Annotated in this window: 12 protein-coding genes and 1 tRNA gene; 1 reads left to right on the forward strand and 12 read right to left on the reverse strand. The window is 75.1% G+C overall.

Annotation, left to right across the window (positions count from 1 at the left end):
• Nucleotides 1–311: 311 nt before the first annotated feature.
• On the reverse strand, nt 312–2,777 hold the full coding sequence (locus tag ABD990_RS06435; RefSeq protein ID WP_345378995.1) for an FAD-binding protein: 2,466 nt from the start codon (nt 2,775–2,777) through the stop codon (nt 312–314).
• Between the two features lie 299 nt (nt 2,778–3,076).
• Here ABD990_RS06435 and ABD990_RS06440 point away from each other — a divergent pair, with 299 nt between their 5' ends.
• The gene (locus ABD990_RS06440) at nt 3,077–4,144 is read left to right on the forward strand and encodes a hypothetical protein (RefSeq protein ID WP_345378997.1); all 1,068 of its coding nucleotides are present in this window, start codon (nt 3,077–3,079) and stop codon (nt 4,142–4,144) included.
• Between the two features lie 189 nt (nt 4,145–4,333).
• On the opposite strand, the gene ABD990_RS06445 is transcribed toward ABD990_RS06440, so the two are convergent.
• From ABD990_RS06445 to ABD990_RS06495, 11 genes are all read right to left on the reverse strand, one after another.
• Nucleotides 4,334–4,407 (reverse strand) — tRNA-Pro (locus tag ABD990_RS06445).
• A gap of 139 nt (nt 4,408–4,546) precedes the next feature.
• Nucleotides 4,547–5,827 (reverse strand): sensor histidine kinase, encoded by a 1,281-nt coding sequence (locus ABD990_RS06450; RefSeq protein ID WP_345378998.1) that lies wholly within the window; start codon nt 5,825–5,827, stop codon nt 4,547–4,549.
• Nucleotides 5,827–6,492, reverse strand: coding sequence for a response regulator (locus ABD990_RS06455; RefSeq protein WP_345378999.1), 666 nt, complete (start codon nt 6,490–6,492; stop codon nt 5,827–5,829). The genes ABD990_RS06450 and ABD990_RS06455 overlap by 1 nt, the downstream gene beginning before the upstream one ends.
• Nucleotides 6,493–6,560: 68 nt before the next feature.
• Nucleotides 6,561–8,015 (reverse strand): ribosome biogenesis GTPase Der, encoded by a 1,455-nt coding sequence (gene der / locus ABD990_RS06460; protein WP_345379000.1) that lies wholly within the window; start codon nt 8,013–8,015, stop codon nt 6,561–6,563.
• Nucleotides 8,015–8,674, reverse strand: a complete 660-nt coding sequence (locus ABD990_RS06465; RefSeq protein WP_345379001.1) for a lysophospholipid acyltransferase family protein — start codon at nt 8,672–8,674, stop codon at nt 8,015–8,017. Before ABD990_RS06465 ends, der begins: the two co-directional genes overlap by 1 nt.
• Entirely contained in the window at nt 8,671–9,390 is a 720-nt protein-coding gene (gene cmk, locus ABD990_RS06470) for a (d)CMP kinase (RefSeq protein ID WP_345379002.1), read from the reverse strand. Before cmk ends, ABD990_RS06465 begins: the two co-directional genes overlap by 4 nt.
• Nucleotides 9,391–9,505: 115 nt before the next feature.
• Complete coding sequence (aroH, locus tag ABD990_RS06475) at nt 9,506–9,868, reverse strand: chorismate mutase (RefSeq protein ID WP_345379003.1); 363 nt, start codon at nt 9,866–9,868, stop codon at nt 9,506–9,508.
• An 8-nt stretch (nt 9,869–9,876) separates the two neighbouring features.
• On the reverse strand, nt 9,877–10,656 hold the full coding sequence (locus ABD990_RS06480; RefSeq protein WP_345379004.1) for a pseudouridine synthase: 780 nt from the start codon (nt 10,654–10,656) through the stop codon (nt 9,877–9,879).
• A gap of 40 nt (nt 10,657–10,696) precedes the next feature.
• Entirely contained in the window at nt 10,697–11,329 is a 633-nt protein-coding gene (gene scpB, locus ABD990_RS06485) for an SMC-Scp complex subunit ScpB (protein WP_425569480.1), read from the reverse strand.
• Entirely contained in the window at nt 11,292–12,134 is an 843-nt protein-coding gene (locus ABD990_RS06490) for a segregation and condensation protein A (protein WP_345379007.1), read from the reverse strand. Before ABD990_RS06490 ends, scpB begins: the two co-directional genes overlap by 38 nt.
• On the reverse strand, nt 12,131–13,033 hold the full coding sequence (locus ABD990_RS06495; protein WP_345379008.1) for a ParA family protein: 903 nt from the start codon (nt 13,031–13,033) through the stop codon (nt 12,131–12,133). The genes ABD990_RS06490 and ABD990_RS06495 overlap by 4 nt, the downstream gene beginning before the upstream one ends.
• Nucleotides 13,034–13,038: the final 5 nt, after the last annotated feature.

Genomic DNA, 13,038 nt, shown 5'->3' on the forward strand with positions numbered 1-13,038 from the left:
CAGCGTCTCCCGAGCAGACACTCTTTCCGAACACCGTGAGATGTCTGAGCATCGGACTGCCCCACCGTTCAGGCGTCTGATGCTTCGAAATCTCACGGTCCGCCGAACCGTCCCGGCCGCCACCGGACCACCGCCGCCGAGAACGACGAAGGCCGGTGTCCCCGTCGAACGGACACCGGCCTCCGTCGACGGCGCGCGGCGCCCTTGACCTCGACGACCTGGGCCTCGACCTCCACGACAGATGCTCCGCGCCTCGGCATCGCTGTCGTGGTCGCGGCGGCCGACCCCTCCGCGGCCGCCGCGAGCACGGCCTACGGGGCGATGTTCTGGTTGAACCGGAAGAGGTTGGTCGGGTCGTAGCGGCGCTTGAGCTCCACCAGCCGGGCATAGCGCCGTGGACCGTAGGCGTCGCGCAGACGCTGCTCGCCCTCGCGCTCGGTGAGGAAGTTGACGTAGGTGCGGCCGTGGGGCGCCATGGCCGCGGCGAGGTCCCTGGCCCACGCCTGGTTCGCTGCGTCGTCCGCGGGATCGTCCCAGATACCGACGACGTTGAAGGTGAACTCCGCGTCCCGCCCCGGGTACGCGGTCGCGTCCCCGGACACGCGGGCGACGGCGCCGCCCATGTGGTGCAGGTGGAACTCGCTGGCCGTCGACGGGCGCGCCCGGATCGCCTCGACGATCGTCCCGATCATGTCGTCCGGGCATCCCGCGGTGTAGCCGCCGGCGAAGTGGTAGCGCCGCCCGGCCGGCACCTTCGCGTCGAACATCGTCTGCCACGCGGCGTACGGCATCGGCCCGAAGAGGTCGGCTGCGGGGCGGAGGGCGCGCAGCGGGGCGAGCTCGTCCTGCGCCTGCGCCGGAGGCCCGCAGTGGCAGCCGGCGACGGCGACGACGGGCCGATCGCGTAGCTCCGGTGGGATGAACTCCGCCGCCGGCGCGGTGAGGAACCCCAACAGCGTGCGGAACTCGTCGCTCAGGCTCCCGACGCGATCGCGGAGGAACGCCGCCACCTCGGCCGCGCGCTCGAACGGGAACACGGCGAGGCCGGCGGTGACCTCGGCGACGGGGTGCAGCGCGACGGCGAACCGGGTCGCGACGCCGAAGTTGCCCCCGCCGCCGCGCAGGCCCCACATCAGGTCTGGCTCCTGCTCGTCGTCCGCCTGCACCACCCGCCCGTCGGCGGTGACGAGCTCGACGGCGCGCAGGTTGTCGCACGCCAGTCCGTAGCGGCGGGAGAGCCAGCCGATGCCGCCGCCGAGGGTCAGCCCGGCGACGCCGGTCGTCGAGACCAGGCCACCCGGGGTCGCCAGCCCGTGGGCGGCGGTGGCGGCGTCGACGTCGCCCCACCGGGCACCACCACCGACGTGGGCCAGCCGGGCCGCCGGGTCCACCCGGACCTCCCGCATCCCGGACAGGTCGACCAGTTGCCGGGCCGTCGCCCCGGCCCCGGGCACGGCGAGGGACGGGATGCGCCAGGCGACCTCGCCCTCGACCCGCAGCGACTCGCGGCTCGTCGCGAGGACCACCACGCCGGGACACCGGCGCAGCACCTCGTGGACCAGGTGTGCGCAGGGGTCGACGAGGTGCTCGCAGTTGTCCAGCACCAGCAGCAGCCGGCGCCCGCCGAGCTGCCGGAGCAGCGCCGGCTGCGGTGCGCCCCGCTCAGGGAGGGTCAGCCCCAGCGCGCCCGCGATCTGGTGGGCGAGCAGGTCGCCCCGGGACAGCGCGGCGAGCTCGACCAGCCACACCCCGTCGGGGTGACGTCCCAGCCGTCGTCGCGCCAGCTCCGTCGCCAACCTCGTCTTCCCCGCACCGCCCGACCCCGTGATCGTGAGCATCCGGGTCCGGTCCAGGAGCGCGCCCGTCTCCTCGAGCTCGTCCGCGCGGCCGATCAGCGCGGTGACCGCCGTGGGCAGGTTGTGCGGCCCCGAGGCCGGGCCGCGGCCCATGACGCGGCCGCGGCCGGCGCACGCGGCCGGGCTCCCGGCCGGGCTCTCGGCGGTGCCGTCGTCCAGGCTGTCGGGCGGGCCGTCGGTCGAGCCCGCGAGCAGGTCGCGGTAGAGCCGGCGGGTGCGCGGATCCGGGACGCCGCCGTACTCGCGCCCGATCCCGTCCCGCACCCGCTCGAACACGGCGAGCGCTTCGGAGCGCCGCCCGTCCGCCGCCAGTGCCCGCATCAGCGCCCGCGCCACCGCCTCGTCGAGCTCGTCCTCGGCCAGGACCGGCAGCAAGGCCTCGACCGCGTGCCGGTGCCGACCCTGCCCGCCGGCAACAGTCGCCGCGGCCAGTGCGAGCTCGGTCCGCAGGCCCCGGAGAGCGTCGCGGTGCGGCTGGGCCCAGGCCTCGTGGCGGTCCTCGGGCAGCAGCTCGCCCGCGCCCGCGGCCAGCGCCTGTTCGAGGAGCCGGAGGTCGGACGAGTCGCGGGCCTCCCGCGCCCGCCGCCGGAACTCCTCGAGGTCGACGACGACCTGCCGCCCGGGCGCGAGCACCACCAGGTCACGACGCAGGACGACACCCCGGTCGATCCCGACCGTGCCGAGGGCGCCCCGCGCCGCGTGCACCACCTGGTGCAGGTTGCGCCGGGTGGCGATCCCGTCGCGGTCCGGCCACCAGAGCCGGCACAACCGGTCCTGGTGGACCCGCCGGTCCGGCTCGAGGGCCAGCAGTGTCACCAGGGTGCGCGCCTTGCGCAGCCGCCACACGCCGTCGTCGACGGTCCTGGCGCCGACGCCGACCGCGAACCCGCCCAGGAGCCGGACGGACAGTGCCTCCTCCACGCTCCGCCCCTTCCCGTGGTCGCGAGGAGCGTGGGGCGAGTCTGCTGGGCACCGGGAACCGCGGCAAGGACGCCCGCGGCGTCGCCGGGCGCCGGCGGGCGCGGAGGTGTGCCGACGATCCCGCGCCGGTCGTGTCGGTGAAGACCGAGGCCCCGCCGGCAGCCCGGTACGCGTCCGTCGATCGGGGGACAGCAGGACCCTCCGGCCAGAGGTTCGGTCGACCGACGGTGCGAGCACCCGGTGACGCCCACCCTTGAGTCACCGGGGAGACGCCCCGGGAACCGAGGAGGAGAGATCCGATGGACGCAGCCAGGACCCCTACCGACGACAGCACCGCGACCAGCCAGGGTGTCGTGCTCGGCGCTGCCACGACCGTCGTGGGCGACCCCACTGCCATGGGCGCCCCGAGCATGGGTGAGCACACCCGCAGCGGGGACGTCTTCGGGCGCGAGCAGCGGGAGAACCGCACCGTCATGGCCGACCCGAGCACGGGTGAGCACACCCGCAGCGGGGACGTCTTCGGGCGCGAGCAGCGGGAGAACCGTGACGAACGGGACCGCGAGCGCGAGCTCCGGGAGCGGGAGCGCGAGGAGCACCGCGAGCGCGAACACCGCGAGCGGGAGCGCGAGGAGCACCGCCGCGAGGAGAACCGCGAGCGCGAGCACCGGGAGCGGGAGCGCGAGGAGCACCGCCGCGAGGAGCACCGCCGCGAGGAGCACCGCCGCGAGGAGCACCGGGAGCGCGGGCGGGAAGAGCACCGCGACCGCGGGGAGCACCGCGGGCGCGAGGAGGGTCGCGGGCGCGAGGAGTACCGCGGGCGCGAGGAGTACCGGGACCGCGAGGAGCACCGCGGGCGGGAGGAGTACCGGGACCGCGAGGAGGGTCGCGGACGCGAGGAGTACCGCGGACGCGAGGAGCACCGGGACCGCGAGGAGGGTCGCGGACGCGAGGAGTACCGCGGACGCGAGGAGCACCGGGACCGCGAGGAGTACCGCTGGCGCGAGGAGCACCGCGAGGGGCACCGGGGCGGGCACGACGACCGCGGGGAGCAGCGCCGGCACTTCGAGGGCACCCGGCGTCACGGCGGCGAACACCGCGACCGCGACGACCACCGCGACCGCGGTCGCGACGAGTCCCGGGACCGCAACCGGGACGAGCACCGGAACCGGGACGAGCACCGCGACGACCGCCGCGCCGACGAGCACCGGGACGACCGGCACTGGGACGACCAGCACCGGTACGAGCACCAGGACGTCCGCTCCGAGCACGACGACCGCTACGACCAGGGCCGGATCGAGGACCGTGGTCACGAGGAGCACCGCGACATGGAGGGGTCGCACCACATGTCCGGGACCGAGCACGTCTGATCCGCGACAGGCGCCGCCCTCCGGGGCGGCGCCGGGCAGGGCAGGGGCCGCCGGGTGCATGATCTCCGTCACCTCGCGGCTTCGATGACGATCGCCGCTGCTCAGCAGGAGGCCGACGACCACGGATCCGCGGCGGAGAACGACGAAGGCCGGTGTCCCCGTCGAATGGACACCGGCCTCCGTCGACCGTCGGGACGACAGGATTTGAACCTGCGACCCCTTGACCCCCAGTCAAGTGCGCTACCAAGCTGCGCCACGTCCCGGCCGCCCCCGTGAGGGCTCGATCAGCCTACCGCACCACCGATCGACTCCCTGCACCGACCCGGACCTCGCTCCCCCCAACTCGTCCGCGAACGAACTCGCCGGGGGCCACACGGTGGGGCACCACCGTGCCGGTCGCGATCAGTGTCGTCCGGGCGGACCGGCGGCACCACCGCCCTCGGTCGCCCCGCGGAGGCGACTTTCGTGGGTACCGGCGGGTAACCCCTGCGTGACCTGGAGCTTCCGCGGCGGGCCCGCCGAGGTGTGCGGTGCGGGCGCCACGTGACGCTGCCCGTGCGGCGGGGTCTCGGGGGCCAGGGGCAGCACGGCCCGCACCCGGAAGCCCCCGTCCTCCGGCCCGCACACCAGCTCCCCGCCGGCTGCGGCGACGCGTTCGCCGAGCCCGGCCAGACCCGCTCCCCCACCGCCGAACGTGCCCCGCACGGCACGCGGGGCCGGCCCGTTGTGGATCTCCACCCGGATCCGGTCGGCGGCCCGCCAGTCCACCTCGACCCGCACGGTGGAGCCCGGGCTGTGCCGGGCGGCGTTGGTGAGCGCCTCCTGGACCACCCGGTAGACGGCCTGGTCGGGCGCCACGGGCAGGGTCCGGCCGGTGCCGAGGGCGACGAGCTCGACGTCCAGCCCGGTCTCCCGGGCCCGGTCGACGAGCTCGCCGATCCCGGCGGCGCCGGCAGGGGCGGGCCCGACCAGCCCGAGCGCGCTGCGCATCTCCGCCAGCGCCTCCTTGGCGTGCGTCCGCAGGAGCTCCGCGGCCTCGCGGGTGCGCTCCTCCCCGGTCGACGCGGACAGCGCGGCCGCGCCCACGGCGATGAGGGTGGCGTGGTGGCCCACGGCGTCGTGCACCTCGCGGCCGATCCGCGACCGCTCCTCGGCACGGGCCGCGCTCTCCCGGGCGGCGAGGGTGGCCTCGCGGGCGTCCTCCAGCTCGTGCAGGCTCGCCGTGAGCCGCTCACGGGTGGCCGTGAGCAGGCCGAACCCGAGCGGGCTGCCGGCCGAGAGCACGGCGAACACCACGGTGAGGATCACGGACTGCCAGCTCAGCGCCTCGCGCGCCAGCACCGGGACCACCGCGGCGGCCACGACGAGGACCAGCCACGGCACGGTCGCACCGAGCCGGGTCCGGCGGCCGAGGGCGAACAGCGCGACGATCTGCGCGGGCCAGCCGAGCCCGCCCCCGATCGCCCACAGCGACCCGACGACCGCGAGCCACGGCCGGACGTGCCGCAGCGGCAGCAGCGCGCAGCCGACCAGCCCGGCGGTGACCGACCACGGGTACGGACCGGGCGCGCCGAGCAGCACGAACACCGCCGGCAGCCCGACGGCGAGGACCTCGGCCCCGAGCCGCCACGCCGGCCCGCCCCGCCGGAACGCCGCCGCGAACCCTGCCGCAACCTGCGGCATCAGGCGCCCCAGCTCTGCGCGAGCAGTGCCGCCTGCACCCGGTTCTCCGCGCCCAGCTTCACCAGCAGCGCCGAGACGTACTTCTTCACGGTCGCCTCGGCGAGCCCGAGCCGGCAGCCGATGGCCGCGTTGGACTCGCCGTCGGCCAGCAGCCGCAGCACCTGCGTCTCGCGCAGGGTCAGGTCGGCCGGGCGCGGCGGGGTGGGCGCCGGCTCGGGAACCAGCCGCGGCAGCAGCCGCGCGGTGATCCGCGGGTCCAGCACCGCGCCGCCGGCCGCGAGGTCGAGCACGGCGCGGATCAGCGCGTCCGGCTCGGCGTCCTTGAGCAGGAACCCCTGCACGCCGATCCGCAGCGCCTCGGTGACGTACTCGTCGAGGTCGAAGGTCGTGAGCACGGCCGCGGGGACGGCGTCGGGCCGGGCACAGAGCACCCGCAACGCATCCAGCCCGGACCGGCCCGGCATCTGTACGTCGGCGAGCACCACGTCCGGCCGGTGCGCGTCGACGGCGGCGATCAGCCCGTCGCCGTCGCCCGCCTCCCCCACGACGACGACGGTGCCCCGCGCCTCCAGGACGGTGCGCAGACCCGCCCGGAGCAGCGCCTCGTCGTCCGCGAGGACGACCCGCACAGGTCCGGAGGGACCGCTGGGGGAGTCAACGGCCATGCGGGGAGGGTAGTCGGTCGGGCATCGCGACCGGGAGGACTCACCCCGCCGGGCCGGTGCGGGGCCGGTCAGCGGCGCCCGCTCCTGCGGTCCCGCTTCTCCCGGACCCGCACGGACAGCCGGATCGGGGAGCCCTCGAACCCGAACTCCTCGCGCAGCCGCCGTTCCAGGAACCGGCGGTAGCCCGCCTCCAGGAACCCGCTCGTGAACAGCACGAACGTCGGCGGCCGGGTGCCCGCCTGGGTGGCGAAGAGGACCTTCGGCTGCTTGCCGCCGCGCACCGGCGGCGGGGTCGCGGCGATGACGTCGGAGAGCCAGCTGTTGAGCCGGCCGGTCGGGATCCGCTGGTCCCACGAGGCCAGCGCGGTCCGCATCGCGGGGGCGATCTTCGACGTCGCCCGGCCCGTGAGCGCGGAGACGTTGATCCGCTCGGCCCACCGGACCCGGCCGAGGTCGCGCTCGAGCTCGCGCTTCATCGCCAGCCGCCGGTCCTCGTCGACGAGGTCCCACTTGTTGAACACGATCACGAGGGCCCGGCCGGCCTCCTCGACCATGGACAGCACGCGCTGGTCCTGCTCGGAGATCGGCTCGCTCGCGTCGAGCAGCACGAGGGCGACCTCGGCGGCCTCGATCGCGGCCTGGGTGCGCAGGCTGGCGTAGTACTCCATGCCGCTGGCCGTCTTCACCCGCTTGCGCAGGCCGGCGGTGTCGACGAACCGCCAGATCTCCCCGTCGAGCTCGACGAGGGAGTCGACCGGGTCGACGGTCGTGCCGGCGACGTCGTGCACGACCGAGCGCAGCTCGCCGGAGACCCGGTTGAGCAGCGAGGACTTGCCGACGTTCGGCCGCCCGACCAGGGCCACCCGGCGCGGCCCGCCGACGGTCGCCTCGAAGGACTCCCGCGGGGTCTCGGGCAGGGCCTCGAGGATCGCGTCGAGCAGGTCGCCGGAGCCGCGGCCGTGCAGCCCGGACACCGGGTACGGCTCGCCGAGCCCCAGCCCCCAGAGCGCGGCGGTCTCGGCGACCGCGCGCTCGTCGTCGACCTTGGTGGCGGCGAGCAGGACCGGCCGGTCCGAACGGCGCAGCACCCGGGCGGCGGCCTCCTCGACCTCGGTCGCGCCCACCCGCCCGTCGACGACGAGCAGGATCGCGTCCGCGGTGCGCATCGCCAGCTCGGCCTGCGCGGCGACCTCCTTCTGCAACCCGACGGCGTCGGGCTCCCAGCCGCCGGTGTCGACGACGGTGAACCGCCGCCCGTTCCACAGCGCGTCGTACGCCACCCGGTCCCGGGTGACGCCGGGGATGTCCTGCACGACCGCCTCGCGGCGGCCCAGAAAGCGGTTGACCAGCGTGGACTTGCCCACGTTGGGCCGCCCGACGACGGCGAGGACCGGCGCGGGGCCCTGCTCGTCGCCGGCGTCCGCACCCCCGCCGAACTCGTCGTCGGCGGCGGCGAAGTCCGCCGGGTCGAGCCCCAGCTCCGCCATGGCGGCACGGTCGCCGCCGGTGATCGTCTCTTCCATCAGGCACTACTCCGCATGTTCGTGGCTCGCATCGCGTCCAGGTCCGCGACCAGCGCGGCGAGGGCACCGCGAACGGTCTCGGTGGCCGCGGCGAGCTCCGCGCGGCCCTTTCCGGCGGGGGCCGGCAACGGCTCGCCCACCAGCACGTCCACCCGCGGGCGCCACCGCCGCCCGCTGCCCTCCGGGCGCCGGGTCCCCCGGCAGACGACCGGGAGGACCTGTGCGCCGGAGGCGCGGGCCAGCCACGCCGCGCCCTGCTGGGCCGCCGCGACCTCGCCGGCGCCGCGCGTGCCCTCGGGGAACACCCCGACCAGCCCGCCGCCGCGCAGCACGCCGAGCGCCGCGGTCAGGGGCGCCCGGTCGGGCTCCCCGCGTCGCACGGCCAGCTGCCCGATCCCGCGCAGCCCCGTCCCCAGGACGCCGGTGAACATCTCCTGCTTCACCAGGAACACCGAACGGCGCCCGAGTAGTCCGAAGAGCAACGGACCGTCGACGAGCGCGCTGTGGTTGGCGACCAGCACCACCGGTCCCGTCGCCGGTATCCGCTCACGGTGGTGGACGTGCACCCGGAAGACGGGCCGGAAGCACCAGGTCCCGATCCAGCGGGCGAGGTCGTGCAGCCTCGGGTCCGCGCCGGCGGGGAGGTCGGGCGCGCTCATGAGACGAGCCCGCGCTCCCGGACCAGGCGCAGCAGCTCCTCCAGCACGGCGTCGACGGACAGCTCGTCCGTGTCGACGACGAGCGCGTCCGCCGCGGCGTGCAGCGGCGAGGTCTTGCGCGTCGAGTCCAGCCGGTCCCGGCGCTGGACGTCGGCGAGGGTGGTGGCGTGGTCGCTGACCCGGCCGGCCTTGGCGTCCTGGCGGCCGCGGCGCGCGGCCCGGACCTCCTCGGAGGCGGTCAGGTAGACCTTCAGCTTCGCCTCGGGCGCGACCACGCTGCCGATGTCGCGGCCCTCGACCACGATCCCGCGGCCCCCCGCGAGGGCCCGCTCGATGTACTCCCGCTGCCGGGCGACCAGCGCGGTCCGCACCGCCGGCACCGCGGACACCGCGGACACCGCCCTGGTCACCGGCTCGTCCCGGATCTCGGCCTCCACGTCCTCGCCCGCCAGCAGGATCCGCGGCGCCGCCGGGTCCGTGACCGACTCCTGCTCCGCCGCGACCGCGACGGCCGCGATCCGCTCGGCGTCGCTCCCGGCGGCGAGCCCGGCACGCAGGCAGGCCAGCGTGGCGGCCCGGTACATCGCCCCCGTGTCCAGGTAGGCGGCGTGCAGCGTGCGGGCCAGCCGCCGCGAGACGGTCGACTTGCCGGTGCCCGAGGGCCCGTCCATGGCGACGACGTCGTTCAGGACCCCGTCCGGCCTCGGCCCGGTCATGCTCACCCCTCGTGCAGATCTGCGGAGGCTCCGGGTCGGTGTTCCGCGACCGCACGCGAGCCGCGCACCATTGTGCCTGCCCAGGTGTGCGGTGCCCCGACCCCCCTCGGGCCGGTCAGGAGGGCAGGTCGCGCCGCAGGGCCGCCGCCCCGCGCAGGTACACGTGTCGCAGGTCGGCCCGGGCGAGGTCGGTCTCGACGTGCGCGAGCAGCCGGAGCACCCGCGGCATCGCCCCGGGTACCGCGATCTCGGTGGCGCACATCAGCGGCACGTCGGTGAGCCCGAGCAGCCGCGCGGCGTACGCCGGGAACTCGGCCGTGAGGTCCGGCGTGGCCGTGAAGAGGATCGAGATGACGTCGTCGCTCGTGAGCTCGTTGCGCTTGAGCACGGCGCTCACCAGCTCGGCCGACCCCTCGAGGATCTCCTCCCGCGAGTCGCCGTCGACCTGGATCGCGCCGCGGATCGCCCGGACCGCCACCCCGCCCCCTACAGCCCGACGGCCTTGTAGAGCGAGCCCACCTCGTGCTGGTTGAGCGGGCGGAGCTTGCCGGGCCGCTGGTCGCCGAGGCGGACCTCGCCGATCGCGGTGCGGACCAGCCGCTGCACGGGGTGCCCGACCTCGTCCAGCAGCCGGCGGACGACGTGCTTGCGACCCTCGTGGATCACCACCTCCACCATCGACCGGCCGGGCAGCGAGTCGACCAGCCGGAACGAGTGCACCCGGACGGGCCCGTCCTCCAGCTCGATGCCCTCGCGGAGCCGCCGGCCGATCTCCCGGGGGACCTGGCCGAGGACCTCGGCCACGTAGGTCTTCTCCACCTCGTACGACGGATGCATGAGCCGGTGGCCCAGCTCGCCGTCGTTGGTCAGCAGGAGCAGGCCCTCGGTGTCCTGGTCCAGCCGCCCCACGTGGAACAGCCGGCCGGCCTGGTTGAGCAGCTCCGTGCGCTGCATCACCAGGTCGCCCACGCACGGCCGGCCCTTGTCGTCCGACATGGTGGAGAGCATCCCGGCGGGCTTGTTCAGCGCCAGGTACACCTGGTCGTCCCGCAGCTGGATGCGCGAGCCGTCGACGTGCACCACGGCGGTGTCCGGGTCGATCCGCCGGCCCATCTCGCGCACGATCTCGCCGTCGACGGCGACGCGGCCGGCGGCGATCAGCTCCTCGGCCGCGCGGCGCGAGGCCACGCCGGCCTGGGCCAGCACCTTCTGCAGCCGCACCCCCTCGGCCTGCGCGGAGGAGGCGGGGCGGGACGGGCGGCTCATGCGGGGGTCCTTCTCGGGGTCCTGCTCACGGTCCTTCTTCTCACAGCTCGTCGATCGCGTCGATGTCCGGCAGCAGCGGGGCCAGCGGCGGCAGGTCCTCGAGCGAGGACAGCCCCAGCCGCTCCAGGAAGAGCTCGGTGGTGCGGAACAGGGTGCCCTGGGTGGGCCCGTCCACACCGGCCTCCTCCACCAGACCGCGCGTGAGCAGCGTACGCAGCACGCCGTCGCAGTTCACACCCCGTACCGCCGCGACCCGCGCCCGGGTGACGGGCTGGCGGTACGCGACCACGGCGAGCGTCTCCAGCGCGGCCCGGGTGAGCTTGGCGCGCTGCCCGTCGAGCAGGAACCGCTCGACGTAGGGGGCGTACAGGTCCCGCGTGTAGAACCGCCAGCCCTCCCCCACCCGGCGCAGGTCGATGCCGCGGCCCTGCTCGCGGTAGCTCTCGGCGAGCCGGCGCACCGCCCGCTCCACCCGGTCGACGGGCTGGTCGAGGGCGGCGGCGAGGGCCTGCTCGTCCGTCGGGGAGTCCACGACCAGCAGCAACGCCTCCAGCGCCGCGGTCAGCTCGTCCTCGCGGGCCAGGCCGGGGAGGCCCTCGACCTCGAGGGCGGCGTCCGCGTCGGCGGCGTCGAGGTCAGGGTCCGGGTTCGGCGTGCTCACTGGTCGGCTCACTCGGGGTCTGGTGTGCGGGGGTCCAGCGTACGGTCAGCTTGCCGAACGGCTCCGGCTGCTCCACCTCGATCACCCGCTCCCGGTACAGCTCCAGGACCGCCATGAACCGCGCGACGACCTCGATCGGCGCCACGCAGTCCGCGGTGAGCGTCGCGAAGGTCGCCTCCCCCAGCTCGGCGAGCCGCTCCCGCAGGATCGCCATGTGCGCCGGCACGGAGACGTCGTGCTGGTGGATGTGGTCGGTGCCGACGACCGGCGGCGGCTTGGGCCGGAACACGCTCGCGGCGAGCTCGGCGAACGCCGCGGCGTCCATGCCCAGCAGCACCTCGGGCAGCAGGCCCTCGAACCGCGGCTCCAGCGCCACCGACCGCGGGAACCGGCGCAGCGCCGTCTTCTCCAGCTCGGCGAACAGCCCCGCGACCTGCTTGTACGCCTTGTACTGCAGCAGCCGGGCGAAGAGCAGGTCCCGCGCCTCGAGCAGGGCGAGGTCCTCCTCGTCCTCGACCTCGGCGGCGGGGAGCAGCCGGGCCGCCTTGAGGTCCAGCAGGGTGGCCGCGACGACGAGGAACTCGGTGGTCTCGTCGAGGTCGACCCCGTGGGCGCTGTCGCCCAGGGCCGCGAGGTGGGCGATGAAGTCGTCCGTGACCTTGTGCAGCGCCATCTCGGTGACGTCGAGCTCGTGCTTGCCGATGAGCTGCAGCAGCAGGTCGAACGGGCCCTCGAAGTTGGAGAGCCGGACGGTGAACCGCGGACGCGCCTCCGGCCCGTCGGGGCCCGAGCCTGCCCGCTCCGGAGCGACCGTCACCGGGCGATGACCTCGCGGGCCAGCATGCGGTAGGCCTCCGCGCCGCTGGAGCTGGGCGCCCAGGTGGTGATCGGCTCGCCCGCCACCGTGGTCTCCGGGAAGCGGATGGTGCGGTTGATGACGGCGTCGAACACCAGGTCGCCGAAGGCCTCGACCACCCGCTGGTGGACCTCGCGGGTGTGCACGGTGCGGGAGTCGAACATCGTGGCGAGTATGCCGATCAGGTCCAGGTCCGGGTTCAGCCGGTCCTTCACCTTGTCGATCGTGTCCATCAGCAGCGCGACACCGCGGAGGCTGAAGAACTCGCAGGCCAGTGGGATGAGCACGCTGTCGGCGCACGCCAGGGCGTTGATCGTGAGCAGGCCGAGACTGGGCTGGCAGTCGATGAGCACGACGTCGTAGCGGTCCAGCACCCCCTTGAGCGCCCGGCCCAGCGCCTGCTCGCGGCCGACCTCGGTGACGAGCTGCACCTCGGCCGCCGACAGGTCGATGTTGCTGGGCAGCAGGTCCATCCCCGCGACGGAGGTCTTGAGGATCACGTCGTCCGGCTCGACGCCGCGGTCCATCAGCAGGTTGTAGATGGTCGCGTCGAGCTGGTGGGGCTGCACGCCGAGCCCGACGGAGAGCGCGCCCTGGGGGTCGAAGTCGACCAGCAGCACCCGACGCCCGTACTCGGCGAGGGCTGCGCCCAGGTTGATCGTCGACGTCGTCTTGCCGACGCCGCCCTTCTGGTTCGCCACCGCGATCACCCGGGCCGGCCCGTGGTCCGTGAGCGGAGCGGGCTCGGGGGCACCGACCCGGTGCCGCCCGTCCGGCCGCGGCGGGGCGTCCTCCGGGCTCGGCTCGACGGTCGGGTCGTAGTCGGGCCCCGCACCGTCCCCGTCGGGTGCTGTGTCCATGCGGG

Origin of the sequence: Pseudonocardia yuanmonensis (assembly GCF_039542425.1) — a bacterium.
In the GTDB taxonomy this organism is placed as follows: Bacteria; Actinomycetota; Actinomycetes; order Mycobacteriales; family Pseudonocardiaceae; genus Pseudonocardia; species Pseudonocardia yuanmonensis.